The sequence below is a fragment of the Curtobacterium sp. MR_MD2014 genome, from assembly GCF_000772085.1.
Lineage (GTDB): Bacteria > Actinomycetota > Actinomycetes > Actinomycetales > Microbacteriaceae > Curtobacterium.
On record NZ_CP009755.1, the window covers coordinates 3,134,054 to 3,152,021 of the forward strand.

Annotated in this window: 16 protein-coding genes; 7 read left to right on the forward strand and 9 right to left on the reverse strand. The window is 72.8% G+C overall.

The genetic code is table 11. From position 1 onward, the window contains the following. Window positions 1-58 precede the first annotated feature (58 nt). Both NI26_RS14490 and NI26_RS14495 read left to right on the forward strand, forming a co-directional pair. Window positions 59-514: a GNAT family N-acetyltransferase gene (locus NI26_RS14490; protein WP_066656837.1), complete on the forward strand. Its 456-nt coding sequence runs from the start codon at window positions 59-61 to the stop codon at window positions 512-514. 6 nt (window positions 515-520) lie between these two features. After that, the gene (locus NI26_RS14495; protein ID WP_066656839.1) at window positions 521-901 is read left to right on the forward strand and encodes an MGMT family protein; all 381 of its coding nucleotides are present in this window, start codon (window positions 521-523) and stop codon (window positions 899-901) included. 4 nt (window positions 902-905) lie between these two features. On the opposite strand, the gene NI26_RS14500 is transcribed toward NI26_RS14495, so the two are convergent. The 6 genes from NI26_RS14500 to NI26_RS14525 form a co-directional block, all read right to left on the reverse strand. Then, window positions 906-1,328, reverse strand: a complete 423-nt coding sequence (locus tag NI26_RS14500) for a DUF805 domain-containing protein (RefSeq protein ID WP_066656841.1) — start codon at window positions 1,326-1,328, stop codon at window positions 906-908. A gap of 31 nt (window positions 1,329-1,359) precedes the next feature. Further along, window positions 1,360-3,282, reverse strand: a complete 1,923-nt coding sequence (locus NI26_RS14505; RefSeq protein WP_235426390.1) for an ABC transporter ATP-binding protein — start codon at window positions 3,280-3,282, stop codon at window positions 1,360-1,362. Next, entirely contained in the window at window positions 3,279-5,102 is a 1,824-nt protein-coding gene (locus NI26_RS14510) for an ABC transporter ATP-binding protein (RefSeq protein WP_066656843.1), read from the reverse strand. The genes NI26_RS14505 and NI26_RS14510 overlap by 4 nt, the downstream gene beginning before the upstream one ends. A gap of 599 nt (window positions 5,103-5,701) precedes the next feature. After that, window positions 5,702-7,360: a bifunctional phosphoribosylaminoimidazolecarboxamide formyltransferase/IMP cyclohydrolase gene (gene purH / locus NI26_RS14515; protein WP_066656846.1), complete on the reverse strand. Its 1,659-nt coding sequence runs from the start codon at window positions 7,358-7,360 to the stop codon at window positions 5,702-5,704. After that, a complete protein-coding gene (gene purN / locus NI26_RS14520; RefSeq protein WP_066656848.1) occupies window positions 7,357-7,950 on the reverse strand; it encodes a phosphoribosylglycinamide formyltransferase in 594 nt (197 codons plus the stop codon). Before purN ends, purH begins: the two co-directional genes overlap by 4 nt. A 10-nt stretch (window positions 7,951-7,960) precedes the next feature. After that, window positions 7,961-8,797, reverse strand: coding sequence for a helix-turn-helix transcriptional regulator (locus NI26_RS14525; protein ID WP_066656850.1), 837 nt, complete (start codon window positions 8,795-8,797; stop codon window positions 7,961-7,963). Between the two features lie 100 nt (window positions 8,798-8,897). Between NI26_RS14525 and NI26_RS14530 the strand changes: the two genes are divergently transcribed. Continuing rightward, window positions 8,898-9,866 carry an SDR family NAD(P)-dependent oxidoreductase gene (locus NI26_RS14530; protein WP_081985116.1) on the forward strand — a complete coding sequence of 323 codons (969 nt, stop codon included), beginning with the start codon at window positions 8,898-8,900 and terminating at the stop codon, window positions 9,864-9,866. A 29-nt stretch (window positions 9,867-9,895) separates the two neighbouring features. Here NI26_RS14530 and NI26_RS14535 read toward each other — a convergent pair whose 3' ends face one another. The 3 genes from NI26_RS14535 to sucC form a co-directional block, all read right to left on the reverse strand. Further along, the gene (locus NI26_RS14535; RefSeq protein WP_144411387.1) at window positions 9,896-11,932 is read right to left on the reverse strand and encodes a cell division protein PerM; all 2,037 of its coding nucleotides are present in this window, start codon (window positions 11,930-11,932) and stop codon (window positions 9,896-9,898) included. A gap of 140 nt (window positions 11,933-12,072) precedes the next feature. After that, window positions 12,073-12,966, reverse strand: a complete 894-nt coding sequence (sucD, locus tag NI26_RS14540) for a succinate--CoA ligase subunit alpha (RefSeq protein WP_066656854.1) — start codon at window positions 12,964-12,966, stop codon at window positions 12,073-12,075. Window positions 12,967-12,980: 14 nt separating this feature from the next. Further along, window positions 12,981-14,150: an ADP-forming succinate--CoA ligase subunit beta gene (gene sucC, locus NI26_RS14545; protein ID WP_066656857.1), complete on the reverse strand. Its 1,170-nt coding sequence runs from the start codon at window positions 14,148-14,150 to the stop codon at window positions 12,981-12,983. Between the two features lie 296 nt (window positions 14,151-14,446). Here sucC and NI26_RS14550 point away from each other — a divergent pair, with 296 nt between their 5' ends. The 4 genes from NI26_RS14550 (at window position 14,447) to NI26_RS16975 (ending at window position 17,933) form a co-directional block, all read left to right on the forward strand. After that, the gene (locus tag NI26_RS14550) at window positions 14,447-16,078 is read left to right on the forward strand and encodes a RecQ family ATP-dependent DNA helicase (protein ID WP_066656860.1); all 1,632 of its coding nucleotides are present in this window, start codon (window positions 14,447-14,449) and stop codon (window positions 16,076-16,078) included. Window positions 16,079-16,348: 270 nt separating this feature from the next. Then, window positions 16,349-16,642: a hypothetical protein gene (locus tag NI26_RS14555; RefSeq protein WP_066656863.1), complete on the forward strand. Its 294-nt coding sequence runs from the start codon at window positions 16,349-16,351 to the stop codon at window positions 16,640-16,642. 50 nt (window positions 16,643-16,692) lie between these two features. Beyond that, on the forward strand, window positions 16,693-17,055 hold the full coding sequence (locus tag NI26_RS16970) for a hypothetical protein (protein WP_066656866.1): 363 nt from the start codon (window positions 16,693-16,695) through the stop codon (window positions 17,053-17,055). Further along, complete coding sequence (locus NI26_RS16975) at window positions 17,052-17,933, forward strand: oxygenase MpaB family protein (RefSeq protein ID WP_066656870.1); 882 nt, start codon at window positions 17,052-17,054, stop codon at window positions 17,931-17,933. Before NI26_RS16970 ends, NI26_RS16975 begins: the two co-directional genes overlap by 4 nt. Window positions 17,934-17,968: the final 35 nt, after the last annotated feature.

The window sequence follows — 17,968 nt, forward strand, 5'->3', positions numbered from 1 at the left end:
GCAACGCTTCGCACGTCGTCCTGGCACCCGGACGGGGTGCACCGCTACCCTGAGCGGCATGACGGACCTCCGCCTCGAAGCCCTCTCCGCGTCGACCGCCGCCGCGGCCAACTCGCTGACGCTCAAGCCCGGGCAGGAGCAGTTCGTCCAGCCGACGACGTACGGCGTCGCCGAGTCCGACGTGAAGCCGAGCTCGGCGTGGACCCGCGTGGTGCTCGACGGGGACCGCGTGGTCGGGATGATCATCGGCACCTTCGACGAGGACAACAACGAGGAAGAGCTCCGCAGCGCGATCTGGCGCGTCAACGTCGCCGCCGACGCGCAGGGCCGCGGTGTCGGCCGCTTCGCGGTGCACGGTCTCGCGGACGAGGCCCGGAGCCGCGGGTTCGAGCGGCTCACGGTCGTGTACGAGCCGGGCGGCCACGGCGGCCCCGAGGCGTTCTTCCGCGCCCTCGGGTTCGAGGTCGTGCGTGAGACGCAGTACGGCGACCACTACGCCGTCCTCGCGCTCTGACCGGGCGTGGACGGAGCCGAGTCCGGACCCGAGCCGGACTCCGGGGCCGAGCCGGACTTCGGGGCCGCGGTCGCCGAGGTGGTCCGGCTGATCCCGGCTGGGCACGTCATGACGTACGGCGACGTCGCCGCCGTCCTCGGGTCGCGGGCCGCTCGCGCCGTCGGCACGGTGATGGCCCGCGAGGGTGCCGATCTGCCGTGGTGGCGCGTGGTGCGCGCCGGCGGACTGCCGCCCGTCCGGCACGAGGCGCGGGCCCTCGAGCACTACCGTGCCGAGGGCACGCCGCTCGTTGAGCGGTCGTCGGCTGCGTCGGGCTCGTCGGCCTGGAGGATCGACGTGCGTCGTGCGCGCTGGTCACCCGCCACGGACGCCGACGACCCGTTCTGAGCGCTCAGTCGAAGCGCGAGCCCTTCGGGTTCGGCGGCAGCAGGAACATCACCAGCAGCACGAGCGAGCCGATGCCGACGACCACGTGCAGGAACTGCCAGAAGCCGGACAGGTTCGCGTCGTGCAGCCGACGGGCACCGAGGGCGAGCGACCCGATCAGTGTGGCCAGGCCCCAGAGCACGAACAGGTACGAGCCGACCGGGTTCTCGAGCACCGGGGTCCCGGGCGTGAACACCTGCGGGACGAGCTGGAGCACGAGCCCGATCACGAACGACGTCAGCCACCACCACCAGGCCTCGGAGCGGGAGGCCCGTCCGGTGAACACGGTGTACTTCCGCCAGAACCGTCGGACCGCCTCGGCGAAGGGTGCCCCGTAGAAGGGGTCGCGCAGGGCGACGCCGCCGGGCTGCACGCTGTCGTTGCTCATGGAGTCAGCAAACCACGTGCAGCCCGGTCCGTCAGACGAGCGAGTCCCGCCAGGCGGCGTGCAGCTGGGCGAACCGCCCGGTCCCCGCGATCAGGTCGTCCGGCGTGCCGTCCTCGACGATCCGCCCGTACTCCATCACGAGCACCCGGTGGGCGATCGCGACGGTCGACAGGCGGTGCGCGATGATCACGGCGGTGCGGTCCGCGAGCAGGGTCTCGAGGCCCTCCTGCACGAGCCGCTCGGACGGGATGTCCAGCGACGCCGTGGCCTCGTCGAGGATGAGCACCTTCGGGTCGGCGATGAACGCCCGGGCGAACGACAGGAGCTGCCGCTGCCCGGCCGACACCCGGCCACCGCGCTTGTTCACGTCGGTGTCGTACCCGTCGGGCAGGGCCTCGATGAACGCGTCCGCCCCGACCGCCTTCGCCGCGCGCACGATCTCGTCCCGCGTCGCCCCGGGCTTGCCGAGCGCGATGTTGTCCGCGACGGAGCCGGAGAACAGGTACGCCTCCTGCGTGACCATGACGATCGCGCGGCGCATGTCCTTCGGGTCGATGTCCCGCAGGTCCACGCCGTCGAGCCGCACGGAACCCTTCGACGGGTCGTAGAACCGCGCCATGAGCTTCGCGAGCGTCGACTTCCCGGCACCGGTCGACCCGACGAGCGCGATGGTCTGCCCCGCCGGGATGTGCAGGTCGAACTCGGGGAGCACGACCTTCTCCGCGTTGTACGCGAACTCGACGTCGTCGAAGTCCATCGCGCCGGTGGCGTCCGGCAGCCGCACGGGCTTCGCGGGGTCGGGCACCGACGGGCGTTCCTCGAGGACGCCGGAGATCTTCTCCATCGCCGCCGAGGCCGACTGGTACCCGTTGTAGAACATCGCGAGTTCCTGGGCCGGGTCGAAGAACCGCTTGGCGTACAGCGCGACCGCGAGCAGCGCGCCGACCTCGAGCGAGCCCCCCACGATCCGGAAGCCGCCGACGATGACGACGGCCGCGAGCGTGGCGTTGCCGATGAGGACGAGCACGGGGTCGAACGTGCCGAACAGGTTGAAGACCTTCGTGTTCGCCACCCGGTAGTCCTCGACGTAGCCGCCGTACTCGTCGCGGTTGCGGGACTCCTTCCGGAACGCCTGCACCGCCCGGATGCCGGTCATGGTCTCGACGAAGTGCACGATGACGCGCGCCGAGGTCACACGGGTGGCCCGGAACAGGGTCTGCGAGTTCGTCTGGAACCAGCGGATCAGGAACCACAGCGGCACGAGCGACACCGCGAGCACGAGCCCGGAGGTCGGGTCGAGCAGCACGAGCGCGATGCCCGTGAACACCATGTAGAGCACGCCCTGGATGAGCTGGTTCAGGCCGGAGTCGAGCAGCTCGCGGATCGAGTCCAGGTCGCTCGTCTGGCGGGAGATGATCCGGCCGGACGTGTACGTCTCGTGGAACTCGAGCGACAGCCGCTGGGTGTGCAGGAACACGCGCTTCCGCAGGTCGAACAGGATCGCCTGGCTGATCCGCGCCGCGAGCACGGTGTACCAGGCGGTGAGGACCGCGCCGAGCACCGCGACGACGATGTACGTCGCCACGACGCCGAACGCCGGCACCCAGTCGTTCTGGTCCATCACCCGGGGCAGGGCGTTGTCGATGCCCCACGCGATGAGCGCGGGACCCGCGACGGTCCCCGCGGTGGAGACCACCACGACGACGCCGAGCAGCACGAGGCGTGCCTTCAGCGGAGCCGCGAGCGACCCGAGCAGGGCGAGGGAGCGACGCCGCAGGCGCTTGCTCTCCGCCTTGCTGAAGTCCTCGCGCTCCTCGCCGCGCACGCCGAGCGTGGTGACCGCGGCGGTGACGGGGCCGGCCGCCTTCGTGTCCGCGACGTCGTCGAGGACGGGATCGGGGCCTCCCGGCCCGGCTGCCGTGTCCACGGGCGGTACCTGGTCCTGCTGGCTCATGCCATCGCCTCCTCTCGGGCGGGTGCGTCGTCCTCGTCGAGCGAGGAGATGACGTAGCGGTAGTGCTCGTTGGTGGCCATCAGCTCCGAGTGGGTGCCGACGGCGGTGATGCGTCCGCCCTCCATGAGCGCCACCCGGTCGGCGAGCGTCACGGTCGAGGGGCGGTGGGCGACGATGAGCGACGTGGTGTCGGCCAGCACGCGGCGGAGCCCGGCCTCGACCCGCGCCTCGGTGTCGACGTCGAGCGCCGACAGCGGGTCGTCGAGCACCAGGACCGACGGCCGCGCGGCGATCGCGCGGGCGAGCGCCAGACGCTGCCGCTGGCCGCCGGAGAGCGACAGCCCCTCCTCGCCGACGCGGGTGTCGACACCCTCGGGCAGGTCGTCGACGAAGGACGCCTGCGCGATGTCGAGCGCCTCGCGCATGATGCGCTCGGCCTCGGCGCCCTCGAGGTCGGGCCGGCCGAGCAGCACGTTGTCGCGGACGCTCGTCGAGAACAGCGTGGCGTCCTCGAAGGCGACACCGACGTGCCGACGGAGGTCCGCGCGGGTGAGGTCGCGGACGTCGACGCCGTCGATCGTGATCGAGCCGCCGGTCACGTCGTACAGCCGCGGCACCAGGGACAGCAGCGTCGTCTTGCCGCTGCCGGTCAGGCCGACGAGCGCCATGGTCTCGCCCGGGTGCAGCTGCAGCTCGACGCCGTCCACCAGGTCCGGGTACTCGTCCGTCGCGTCCTGGTACCGGAAGTGCACGGCGTTGAACGACAGCGCACCGTGCGGCTCGTCGATGGTCCTCGGTGACGCCGGGTCCTGGATCGTGTTCTCGGAGTCCATGACCTCGAAGAACCGGTCGACCGCGGTCCGGGTGTCGAACGTCATCGACAGGAAGAACCCGATCGACTCGATCGGGAACCGCAGCACGGTCGCCGTCGCGAAGAACGCGAACAGCTGTCCGACCGTCAGCTCGCCCTGCGACGCCAGCCAGATGCCGGCGAGCAGGCACAGCGCGAACGCGACGTCCGGCACGAGCAGCAGCCACAGCCAGATGCTCGCGATGGCCTTCGCCTTCTCGATCTCGGTGCCGCGGAGCGCCTCGGCCTGCTCACTGAACTCGTCGAGCTTGAAGCGACCGCGGCCGAACGCCTTGAGCACGCGGATGCCGTGCACCGACTGCTCGACGCTCGTGGCGAGGTCGCCGACCTGGTCCTGGCTGCGCCGCGCGACGACGGAGTACTTCCGCTCGAACAGCAGGCCGTTGATCCACAGCGGGATCGACGCCACGAGGAAGATCAGTCCGAGCAGCCACCCGAAGGTGAAGAGCACGACGAAGCCGACCGCGATCGTGACGATGTTCACCACGAGCAGCACGACGCCGAACGCCAGCCATCGGCGGATGAGCGACAGGTCGGACACCGAACGGGACAGCAGCTGCCCGGACTCCCAGCGGTCGTGGAAGGCCACCGGCAGGTCCTGGAGCTTGGCGTAGAGCGCGTTGCGCATGCTCGTCTCGATGCGCGTCGACGGGCGCATCACGAGCCGTCGGCGGGATGCGATGAAGAAGGCCTCGAGGGCGCCGAGTGCGAGCACGCCGAGTCCGGCGGGCCAGATGAGCGCGGCGTCGCGCGAGGACAGCGGTCCGTCGACGAGCCACTGGAGCACGTACGGGATCACCAGGGCGACGAGCGAGGCGCCCATCGCCGCGGCCATGCCGCCGAACAGTCGCCAGCGGTACGGCCTGACGTAGGGCCAGATGCGCCCGATGGCGCGCAGGGTCGAGGGGCGGTCGGTGGAGGGGGTCGCCTGGTCGGGCGTTGTGGACATGCGGTTGCGTCCTCGTGCGTCGTGCGGCGTCCGCTCGGTCGGGTCGTCCGGCCCGCCGACGGGTCGCGTCGGTGGGTGGCGGTCCGGCCGGGAGGCGCGGCGTGGCAGTGCGGTGGTCGTCGGCCGGGCGCGTGGTCGCGCGCCGTCGCCGCCACTCGCGTGACGTCGACCGGGCCGGAGGGCACCGGGGACACGGGTCCCCGGGTTCTCAGCAGGTGGTCCGCGCTCGCCGACGGTGTCGTCGGGCGCGAGGCCGTGGGAGGGGCCTGGCTAGACGGCGGCCGCGCCCGGGTACCGGAGCGGCGGTGCCGTCCGGGTCCGGGGTCGCGGGGCGGGAGTGGTCCCCACGAGGGACACGAGACCCGTCCGGGCAGCCGTCGCCACTGTTCCGGTCGTCGCGTCCATCGTCACTCCAGTCGTCGTCTTCGTCACCGTTGTGTCCGCGGGCACGGCCGATCCGGTTGCGATCGTCCGGTGCGGTGCGGAGCCTTACAGACTATTCACAGTCGCAGGTGTTGCGCAATGGTCTCGGCGTTGTTGGACGCCGTCGATCCGAGCGCGTGACGGTGTCCGGCGACCGGTGTTCGGTGTTCGGTGACTCAGTGGAAGAAGTGACGCTCGCCGGTGAAGTACATGGTCACGCCGGCCGCCTGCGCCGCCGCGATGACCTCGTCGTCACGGACGCTGCCGCCCGGCTGCGCGACGGCACGGACACCGGCGTCGAGCAGGACCTGCAGGCCGTCGGCGAACGGGAAGAACGCGTCCGACGCCGCGACGCTGCCACGGGCACGCTCCCCGGCGCGGTCCACCGCGAGGTGGCAGGAGTCCACCCGGTTGACCTGACCCATGCCGACGCCGACGCTCGCGCCCTGGTCGGCGAGCAGGATGGCGTTCGACTTCACGGCGCGGCTGGCCTTCCACGCGAACGCCAGGTCGGCGAGGGTCGCGGCGTCGGCGGGCTCGCCGGACACCAGCGTCCAGGTGGACTGGTCGAACGCGGTGAAGCGGTCGGCGTCCTGCACGAGGAAGCCGCCGGAGACCTGCTTGACCTCACGGGTCGCGAGCGCGAAGTCCGCCGGCAGCGTGAGGAGCCGGATGTTCTTCTTCTGCGAGAGGATCTCGAGCGCCTCGGGGTCGAAGGCCGGGGCCACGACGACCTCGGTGAAGATGTCGCGCACGGTCTCGGCCATCTGCTTCGTGACCGGGCGGTTCGCGGCGATGACCCCGCCGAAGGCCGACAGCGGGTCGCAGGCGTGCGCGGCGGCGTGCGCCGAGGCGATCGGGTCGACCGCGTCGGCCGGGGCGGTGGCGATGCCGCACGGGTTGGCGTGCTTGATGATCGCGACGGCGGGGGTGTCGAAGTCGTACGCGGCCCGGACGGCGGCGTCGGCGTCGACGTAGTTGTTGTACGACATCTCCTTGCCGTGCAGCTGCGTCGCCTGGGCGATGCCCGCTCCGCCGGAGGTCGTGTAGAGCGCGGCGGCCTGGTGCGCGTTCTCGCCGTAGCGGAGCGTCGCGGTCAGCCCGGCCTCGAGCCGGAGCGTCTCGTCGAACGAGCCGGGCGTCTCGAGGTCGCCTGTCACCGTGGGAGCGGCGGCCTGGGCGGCGACGTGTGCCGCGTCCTGCCCGACGACGTCGGTCGCGAAGTACGACGCGACGGCGGCGTCGTAGGACGCCGTGTGGGCGAAGGCCTGGGCGGCGAGGCGCTTCCGGAGTTCGAGCGTGGTGCCCCCGGCGCGGACGGCCTCGACGACCTCGGCGTAGGACGACGGCGACACGACGATCGCGACGTTCGGGTGGTTCTTCGCCGAGGCGCGGACCATCGCCGGTCCGCCGATGTCGACGTTCTCCACCACGGTCGCGGCCTCGGCACCCGAGGCGACGGTCTCGACGAAGGGGTACAGGTTGACGACGACGAGCTCGAACGCCGCGATGCCGAGCTCGGCGAGCTGCTGCTCGTGCGACTCGAGGCGCAGGTCGGCGAGGAGCCCCGCGTGCACGGCAGGGTGCAGGGTCTTGACGCGGCCGTCCAGCGACTCCGGGAACCCGGTCACGCTCGACACGTCGGTGACGGCGTACCCGGCGTCGCGGATCGTCTGCGCCGTGCTGCCCGTCGAGACGAGCTCCACGCCCGCGTCGGCCAGGGCGCCGGCGAGCTCGAGCAGGCCGGACTTGTCGCTCACCGAGATGAGCGCGCGCCGCACGGGGACGACGTCGCGGTGGCGGTAGAGGCTGGGGTCGGCGGCGTGCACGCTCATGCGCTCGGGGTGCCCTTCAGGTCGGTGGTGCCGTTGGCGATGTCGAGGATGGTCTGGATGAGCAGGCGGCGCTCGACCGGCTTGATGCGGTCGTGCAGCGTCGACTCGGAGTCGTCCGGCAGCACCGGGATCCGCTCCTGCGCCAGGATCGGGCCGGTGTCCACGCCGTCGTCGACCTGGATCACGCTGGCGCCGGTCTGGTCGACGCCGGCGGCCAGGGCGTCACGGACCCCGTGTGCGCCGGGGAACTCGGGCAGGTACGCGGGGTGGGTGTTGATGATCGCGGGGGCGAACTCGGACACGACGGCGTGCGGGAGCAGGCGCATCAGGCCGGAGAGCACGAGGAGGTCCGGCGACCACGGCCGGATCTGGGCGGCGAGCTCGGCGCCCCACTCGTCGCGCGAGGCGAAGCGGGAGAACGGCACCGAGAAGGTCGGGACCCCGAACTCCTCGCCCAGCGCCAGGCCCTCGGCATCGCGGTCGGCCCCGATCGCGACCACGCGGGCGGGGTACTCGGCGTCGGTCGTCGCCTCGAGCAGGGCTCGGAGGTTCGAGCCGGTACCGGAGATCAGGACGACCAGTTCGAGCACGGTGACCAGCCTAGCGGCGGACGACCGCCCCGCCGATCGCCAGCAGCGGGAGCGCCTGCGCTGTCGCGGACCCCGGGGCGCAGCCGTAGACGACCAGCTGCAGCCCCGGCGACCCCTGCACGGCGAAGGTGTGCGCGTCGAACTCCAGCCCACCGACCTCCCCGTGCACGAACCGCTTGGTCGTCACGGCCTTCCGCTGCACCCGCTGCGCACTCCAGCGTTCCTCGAACTCGTCGCTGCGTCCACGCACCTCCGCCACGACCGCCAGGAGGCCGGGGTCGGCTCCGTGCTCGGCGGTCGCGGCGCGCAGACTGGCGACGGTCGAGTCCGCGGTCCTCGACCAGTCCACGTGGAAGTCGCGAGCAACCGGATCGGTGAAGGTCATCCGGACGAGGTTGTCGAACCGGGCGAACGGGGCGTGGACGCCGCGGGCGAGGGCATTCGCTGCGAGGACGTCGTGGGCCGGGTCGATCACGAACGCCGGGTGCGCGGACCACGAGTCGAGGAGCTGACCGAGAGCCGGTGAGACCGAGCCGGGTGCGCGGGACCGCCGCGGCGGCGGGACGAGCCCGGCGAGGGTGAAGAGGTGGTCGCGCTCGTCGCCCTCCAGCTCGAGCCCGTCGGCGATGCCGTCGAGTACCGCCGACCCGGGGCTGATCTCGCGCCCCTGTTCGAGGCGCGTGTAGTAGTCGACGCTGAGGCCACCCAGCACCGCCACCTCCTCTCGCCGGAGGCCGGCCACGCGGCGGAGCCCGCCGGAGGGCAGGCCGAGCGCCTCCGGGGAGAGACGACCGCGGATCGCCCGCAGGTACGCTCCCAGGGCAAGGTCGGCAGAGGACGACGGCACGCTGACAGGGTAGTTCCGACGGCGACCGCCTCCCTGGTCGTGGCACACCCCGGAACGACCCGGCACGGGAAGCCCTGCACACGAGACGGACGCTGGCTCCGTGAACGACGACACTCCCACCACCCCCCACCCCTACCTCGGCCTCTGGGTCACGGAGGACGGCCGCGTCCGTCACGAGCTCCGCACCGGAGGCCGGTACGTCGAGGCCCGCGGTGACCGCGAGGCCGCGTACACCGGCGGCTACGAGGTCGCCGGAGCCCACGTCGAGTACCGGGACGACACCGGCTTCACCGCGGACGGCGACTTCCGCGACGACGTCCTGCACCACGGCGGCATGGTGCTGCGACGCCGGAAGATCGTGCTCGTCACAGGTGCCTCCAGCGGTATCGGCAGGGCGACCGCGCTCCGGCTCGCCTCGGCCGGTCACCCCGTCGTCCTGGGGGCTCGCCGGGTCGACCGTCTCGAATCCCTCGTGACGGAGATCGAGGGCGCGGGCGGCCAGGCCCTGGCGGTACCGACGGACGTCACCGACCTCGCCTCCACACAAGCGTTCGCCGACGCGGCCACCGCACGGTTCGGGCGCATCGACGTGGTGGTCGCGAACGCCGGCGTGATGCCGCTCTCGCCCCTGTCCTCCGGGCTCGTCGAGCAGTGGGACCAGATGATCGACGTCAACGTGCGCGGGCTCCTGCACAGCATCGCGGCGACCCTCCCGACGATGCTCGCGCAGGGCGCCGGCCACTTCGTGACGATGGCGTCGATCGGTGCCCACAGCGTCACGGAGACGGCGGCCGTCTACTGCGGCACGAAGTACGCGGCACGGGCGATCACCGAGGGCCTCCGCCTGGAGTCGCCCCGAGGAATCCGGGTGACGACGATCTCACCGGGCGTGACCGAGTCGGAGCTGGCCTCTACGATCACCGACGCGACGGCCGCCGCCGCGATGGAGGCCTACCGCGCCGACTCCGTCTCCGCCGACGCCATCGCCCGCGCCGTGGAGTACGCCGTGGCCGAGCGCCCCGACGTGGACGTCAACGAGATCGTCGTGCGGCCCGCGGCGCAGCGCTGACCGGTCCGACGGCGCGCGGCCGAGGAGCGCTAGGCGTCGTGCTTCGGACGGCGCCACCAGGGCAGCTCGTCCTCGGCGATCTGGTCGGTCTGGTCCCAGCGGGTGCCACCGGACGCGGGCGCTGCCGGTGCGCTCGTCGCCGGGGTGGGCTCGTCGGCGTCGTCACGGCCAGCGACGAACTCCTCGGTGCTCCACGGGAAGGCGGGCTGCTGCTCGGTGCCGGGCGCGTGCGGGAGCGTCTCGTCAGCCGGTCGCGGTCCGTCGTCCCTCGTGCCGCCCGCGCCGGTCCCGCCGACGCGGTCGCGGAGGTCGCCGGCACGGTCGCGCAGGTCGCCGGCACGCGCGCGGACGTCGTCGGCGGCGCCACGGAGCCGGTCCCGCAGTCCGCTGATGCCGCTGCGGGCGGGGGCGGCCGGCGCGGGAGCGACCCGCTCGGCGGCGACCGCGTCGGTCCGCGCCCAGTCCGGCAGCGGCACGTCGTCCGGTTCCGCGACGGGTGTGCGACGGGCGACGACGGGCTCGTGCTCGTGCTCGGGCTCGGGCTCGGGCTCGGGCTCGGGCTTCTGCGACGCGACGGGCTCGCGCCCGCCGTCGTGCTCTGCGTCGGTGTCGGTGTCGGCGATCGGCTCCGTCGGGTGGTCGTCCGATGCGGCCGCGGCAGCACCCGACGACGGCACGGCAGCACGGGTCGACGAGTCGTGGGCCTCCTCGACGGTGAACCGGTGGGACGCGGAGGCGCGCCCGGCACCGGCCTCGTCGAGTGCGGCGACGAGCGAGCCGGCGCGGGCGTCGTCGGCAGCGTCCTCGTCGGCCTCGATCCAGCGCTCGCGGCCTCGGGAGCGCTCGGGCAGCCGCACGAGGTCGCTCCCCACGGCGAGCGCCACCGCCGCCGGCACGCCGACCTCGAGGGCCGCGAACACGCCGACGAGCAGGCCGTCCGGCCCGGCCTGGGTGAGTCGGCCCGGGCCGAGGGACCCCGACGTGAGCGCCGTGGCCACCCCGGTCAGCACGCCCGCCACGACACCGGTGGCCGCTCCGGCGAGCGCTCGGCGGAGCGGGCTGTCCGACGAGCCGAGCGCGCGCACGAGCCCGGGTCGCATCAGTCCGGCCACGACGAACCCGGCGACGACGGGCACGAGCACCCCGAGCAGGCCGAAGGTGTGGCCGGAGGCGGGCAGGGCGCCGAAGACCGGGATCCCGGGGATGGGGCCGAGGACCGTGCCGATCGGCGAGACGTTCGACCCGGTGCCGATGGCGAACCCGGGACCGACGAGCCACGCGACGGCCCACCCGACCAGGTCGGGCAGGAACGCGAGCTGGCCGACGGTGAGCGCGATGCCGCCGATGACCCCGGCATGCGAACGCTCGTACAGGGCGATGACCTCGGCGAACGAGGTGACGAGCAGGAGGGCGACGACCACCCCGGCGGCCGCGACCACGACGGCGGTCACCGCGGTGCCAGCTCGGAGGGCGAAGCCGGCGGTGGTGCGCCACAGCACGGGCACCCGGCCGACCTGGTCGAGCAACCGGGCGGTCAGCGGGTCCGCCGGCAGCCCGCGGCGGATGCGGCAGACCTCGGCGGTCACGAGTGCGGGGACGGCGAACCAGAGCGCCGGGAACACGATCGCCTGCCAGACGACCGGGTCGGTCGCGGCGGAGGTGGACGAGAACGCGATGGCGAGTCCGAGCAGGGCCACGCCCGCGGTCCCGACGAGCAGACCCGTCGTGCGGTGCTCCGTCTCGGCGAACCGCCGACCGGCCCGACCTCCGAGCCAGGCCGTGACGACCGCGAAGCCGAGGGCCGCGAGCGTCACGTGGATGGGGTCGCCCGCACCCACGATGCCGGACGCGCCGGCCGTGGCCGTCCCGAGGTGGAACGTGACGTCCACGCCGTGTCCGACGAGCCAGACGCTGCCCGCGGCCTTCCAGAAGACGTCCCAGTCGATCTGCAGCCCGTACTCGAAGCCCCAGAGCAGCGTCAGCGGCACGAGGGCGATCCCGACGCCGACGCCGACCGTCACGATCGCCTCGACGGCGGCCAGCAGTGCGGTTCCCAGGCGGTTCATCGTGGTCAGGGTACGTGCCGTCCCGCGGTCACCGAGCGAGCCGCGCGGCACCTGTGGAGACTGGCCGACCGTCCACAGCAGGACGGGAGGCACGGTGCCCACCGGCACCGTGCCTCCCGTCCGTCGGGTCGTGCGGACCGCTACGCCGTCGCGGCGGCGACCACCTCGCGCAGCAGCGCGGCCGTCTCGGACGGCGTCTTGCCGACCTTGACGCCGGCGGCCTCGAGCGCCTGCTTCTTCGCCTCGGCGGTCCCGGCGGAACCGGAGACGATCGCGCCGGCGTGGCCCATGGTCTTGCCCTCGGGCGCGGTGAAGCCCGCGACGTAGCCGACGACCGGCTTCGTGACGTGCGCCTTGATGTAGTCGGCCGCGCGCTCCTCGGCGTCGCCGCCGATCTCGCCGATCATGACGATCGCCGTCGTCTCCGGGTCGGCCTCGAACGCGGCGAGCGCGTCGATGTGCGTCGTGCCGATGACCGGGTCGCCGCCGATGCCGATGGCGGTCGAGAAGCCCAGGTCACGCAGCTCGTACATCATCTGGTAGGTCAGGGTGCCGGACTTCGACACGAGACCGATCGGGCCCTTGCCGGTGATCGTCGCCGGGGTGATGCCGACGAGCGACTCCCCCGGGGTGATGATGCCGGGGCAGTTCGGGCCGATGATCCGGGTCTTCCCGCCCAGCGCCTTCGCGTGCGCCCAGAACTCCGCGGAGTCCTGCACGGGGATGCCCTCGGTGATGACGACGACGAGCGGGACCTCGGCGTCGATGGCCTCCATGACCGCGTCCTTCGCGAACGCCGGCGGGACGAAGACGATCGAGACGTCGGCACCGGTGGTGTCGACGGCTTCACGCACCGAGCCGAACACGGGGAGCTCGACGTCGCCGTGCGTGACGGTGGTGCCGGCCTTGCGGGCGTTCACGCCGCCGACGACCTGCGTGCCGGCCTTGAGCATGAGCGCGGTGTGCTTCGTGCCCTCGCCGCCGGTGATGCCCTGGACGATGACCTTCGAGTCCTTGTTGAGGAAGATCGACATTGCTCTGGTGCTCCTTACGCCGCGGCCGCGGCGAGCTCGGCGGCCTGCTCGGCCGCGTCGTCCATGGTCTCGGCGACGGTGACGAGCGGGTGCGCCGCCTCCGCCAGGATCCGGCGACCCTCGTCCACGTTGTTGCCGTCCAGGCGCACGACGAGCGGCTTGGTCGCCGAGTCGCCGAGGATGCCGAGTGCGGCGACGATGCCGTTCGCGACGGCGTCGCAGGCGGTGATGCCGCCGAAGACGTTCACGAACACGCTCTTCACCTGCGGGTCGCCGAGGATGACGTCGAGGCCGTTCGCCATGACCTCGGCCGAGGCGCCACCGCCGATGTCGAGGAAGTTCGCGGGCTTCACGCCGCCGTGGCGCTCACCGGCGTACGCGACGACGTCGAGCGTCGACATGACGAGCCCTGCGCCGTTGCCGATGACGCCGACCTCGCCGTCGAGCTTCACGTAGTTCAGGCCGTGCTGCTTCGCCTTGGCCTCGAGCGGGTCCTCGCTCGCGGTGTCCTCGAGCTGCGCGTGGCCCTCGTGGCGGAAGTCGGCGTTGTCGTCGAGCGACACCTTGCCGTCGAGGGCGAGGATCTGCCCGTCGCCGGTGCGGACCAGCGGGTTCACCTCGACGAGGGTGGCGTCCTCGCCGGCGAACACGTCGTAGAGCTTCACGAAGACGTCCGCGACCTGGTCCTGGAGCTCGGACGGGAAGTTCGCCTGGCGCGCGATGTCGAGCGCGGCCTCCTTGTTGATGCCCGTGAGCGGGTTCACCTCGACGCGCGCGAGCGCCTCGGGCTTCTCGACCGCGAGCTGCTCGATCTCCATGCCGCCCTCGACGCTGACGAGCGACAGGTACGAGCGGTTCGCCCGGTCGAGCAGCACCGAGAAGTAGAACTCCTCGGCGATGTCGGCACCCTGGGCGACCATCACGCGCTGCACGGTGTGGCCCTTGATGTCGAGGCCGAGGATCGCCTCCGCGTGCTCGTACGCCTCGTCCGGGGTCTTCGCGACCTTGACGCCGCCGGCCTTGCCGCGACCGCCGACCTTCACCTGCGCCTTGACGACGACCACGCCGCCGATCCGCTCGGCGGCCGCCCTCGCCTCTTCCGGGGTGTCGGCGGTGATGCCCTGCAGCACAGGGACGCCGTAGGACTCGAAGAGGTCCCTGGCCTGGTACTCGAAAAGATCCACGCTGTTCTTCTTCCCGCACGGTTCGTGCGATCGGCATCGGTCATCGGGTCGCGCACTCAACGTCGAGGGTCGCTCGATGTCGAGACAACGGCCGCGACCACCCTAGCGCCGCCACATGGACGGAGAGCACGTCCGTCCGGACACCGGTCGCGCCCGCTCGGCCGCGGGATGCGTCGGCACCGCGGAACGCCGGCCGGGAGGCACGCTCCACCCCCGTCTCGTCCCTCGCGGCCCCGGGTGGCCGGGGGACGCAGTCACCGGGTGGCCGGCCAGGCGGCACGGGGCACGGTCGACGGGTGCAGAAGGAACTCCGTACCCGCGCCGCCGACGTCTTCGGCTGGGACCTCCACCCCGAGCAGGAACAGGTCGTCGACGCCGTCCTCGACGGTCGCGACGCCCTGGCGCTCATGCCCACCGGCTCGGGGAAGTCCGCGATCTACCAGGTCGCCGCGCTCGCCCTGGACGGCCCGGTCGTCGTCGTCTCGCCCCTCGTGGCCCTGCAGGAGGACCAGGTCGTCGGCATCGAGGACCACCCGGACGCGCCCCGAGCCGTCACGATCAACGCCACCAGGGGCAGCCGGCAGCTCGAGGACGCGTGGGACGCCGTGGCGTCCGGCGAGGCCCGGTACGTGTTCCTGGCCCCCGAGCAGCTGGCGAAGGACGAGGTCGTCGAGCGGCTGCGCGACGCCGGCGTCGCGCTCGTCACCGTCGACGAGGCGCACTGCGTGTCGAGCTGGGGGCACGACTTCCGCCCGGACTACCTGGTGCTCGGCGAGGTCGTGGAGCGCCTCGGACGCCCGCCGGTGCTCGCGATGACCGCGACCGGTTCGACGCCCGTCCGCGCCGAGATCGTCGAGCGGCTCGGCATGCGGGACCCGCTGGTCGTCGCCACCGGCTTCGACCGGCCGAACCTGCGCTTCGAGGTCGCCCGGCACGCCGACGACGAGTCGAAGCGCGAGGCGGTCGTGGAGCAGGTCGTCGGACTCGAGGGGGTCGGCATCGTCTACGTCGCCACCCGCGCCGAGACCCTGGTGTACGCGGACGAACTCGTGGAGAGCGGTCGCCGGGCGAAGGCGTACCACGCGGGCCTCCGCGTGCGGGACCGCGAGCGGGTCCACCACGAGTTCCTCGACGGCGAGCTCGACGTCGTCGTCGCCACCAGCGCGTTCGGCATGGGGATCGACAAGCCGGACGTGCGCTTCGTCGTGCACGCCGACGTCCCCGAGTCGGTCGACGCCTACTACCAGGAGGTGGGCCGTGCCGGCCGCGACGGCGACGTCGGCCTCGCCACGATGCACTACCGCGCCGAGGACCTCGGCCTCCGACGCTTCTTCGCGTCCGGCTCGCCGCGCCCGGCCACCCTCCGTGCCGTGTTCGACGCCGTCCCCGCCGAGGGATCGGTGGCCCGTTCCGAGCTCGCCGAACGCTCCGGGCTCGCCGCTCGCACCGCGGGCCGTGCCGCCAACGCCCTCGTCGATGCGGGCGCGCTCGACGACGGTGAGGACGGTCTCACCCGTCGACCGGACGGCCCCCGCGACGCCGAGGCGGCGGCGGGGCTCGCGAAGGCGCAGGCGAAGGAGCGCGAGGAGATCGAGGAGTCGCGCATCGCGATGATGCGCCGGTTCGCCGAGACCTCGGGCTGCCGCCGGCAGTTCCTGCTCGGGTACTTCGGTGACGAGCTCGCCGAGCCGTGCGGCAACTGCGACACGTGCACGGCCGGGACCGCCCAGGACGCGGACGCTCACGGTGCCGACGGTGCGAACGACGACGCCTGGCCCCCGGAGTCGCCCGTCGAGCACGCGCAGTGGGGTCGAGGGACGGTGATGAGCACGGAGGACGACCGGTTGACGGTGTTCTTCGAGTCCGCCGGCTACAAGACCCTCGGGCTGGCCGACGTCGAGGAACGGCACCTGCTCGAACGCGTCTGACGCGCCGGCGTCGGACCCGGGGTGGGGAAGGCGCGGTCGCTCGACCACCCGTCGGCGACCGCGCTCCACTCCCCCGAGCACGGCGAGTGTGACCCGCGATCGTGGACCGCAGGTGACGCCGAGGTGAACGGGACGCGAAACCGGACGAGGGGTGCGCAGACCGGACGACCACAGACCGGACGACCGGTCAGGCGGACGGCGTACACAGGAAGGCCCGACGGCCCCGGCGCCCCGCTCCGGAGCCCGACCCTCCCACGGAAGGACTGCACCATGAGCGACCCCGGCATCAGCCCCGTCGACGACTTCGACGCCCAGGAGCGCCGCACCGACGACCTGGACCGCGAGCACGTGGGTCCGTACGAGGTCGACGAGTCCGAGGAGTCCCTCGAGACCGTCACGAACGACGCCGTCGCCGGCGAGACCGTCGAGCCCCAGCCGGGCGACGGAACCGACGACGGCCCCACCGGTGGCGCTCCGCGCGAGGGCTCGCCCGACCTGTGGGAGCACGACGACGACACCGAGCGTCCGGACCTCGGCGGCGACCTCGGCACGAAGCCGCTCTGAGCACCACACCCGCACGACCCCCACGGAGCACGGCCCAGTACGATCGGGCCGTGCTCCGTGGCGTCCGCGACCGTGTCCGTGCGACGCCCGCGCTGGCCCGGCTCCTCTCGCTGGCGTCCCTGCTGCTCGTCGCCGCGGCGGCGCACTCGGGTGCCCGGAGCGGCGGGGTCGCCTGGCTTCCGCTGCTCGTCGCGGGTGTCGTGCTCGCCCTGGTCACCGGCGCGACGGCGCACCGGTGGCCCCTGCCGGCCATCTGGCTGGTCGCGACACTGCTGGCGGCTGCGGGCGGCACGCTCGTGAGCGTCGCGTGGCTGGTCGGCGCACTGATCGGCGGCGCAGTGGCCCTGGCCGCAGCCCTGTTCCTCGACACCGCAGCGCTGCGGCGGGCACGGCGATCCGGGACACGCCCGTGACGCGACGGCCGGGAGGCTCGTCCCACCCCCGCCCCGCCGGCCACGGCGACCGGTCGGCGGACGGACGCGGTGCGACGGGCGGACCACTGGCCTCCCGTCCGGCACACGGACACGTCGCCGACCGCGACCTGCGTCGGTGGCTGGCGGACAGCACACCCGTCGCGGCCGGTGGCCGCGCCATCCTGCTGCAGATCGCGGACCCGGTCGTCGCAGCCGGGGTCCGACGGCACTCCGACTTCGCCCGCCGACCGCAGCAGCGGCTGGCCCACACCCTGATGTTCGTCTACGCCGTCGTGATCGGGACCGAGACCGACGCTGCCGTGGCGACCGCGTTCGTCGACCGGGCGCACCGACCGGTCGAGGGCGCCGACGACGTCGACCGGCAGCGGTGGGTGGCGGCGACCCTGTTCGACTCCGCACGACGGGCACACGAGCTGTTCGGCGACGCCCTGTCGCCCGACGACGCCGAGCGTGTCCTGGTGGCCTACGCCCCGATCGCGACGTCCCTGCGCGTGCCCGCCGACTGCTGGTTCGACTCGGTGGCCGCGTTCGACGCGTACTGGGGTGCGACCATGCCCACCCTGCACGTCACCGACGATGCGCGCGGGATCGTGCGCGACCTCCTGCACCCCCGCTTCGCACCGCTGTGGGTCCGCTCCGCGATGCCGCTCGTCCGGATCGTCACCGTCGGCATGCTGCCGGACGCCCTGCGGACCGCGTACGGCTTCGCCTGGGGGCCGCGCGAGCAGCGGCGCTTCCGGCGCACCGTCGCGCTCGTCCGGCGCGTGCGGAGCCTCGTGCCGGGGTGGGCGCTCCGACTCCCGGGGCCGCTGCTGCTGCGGGCCATGCACCGGATCGCCGCGCGGTACGCCCACTGATCCCGACAAGTTCTTGTCATGGCGACAAGAACAGT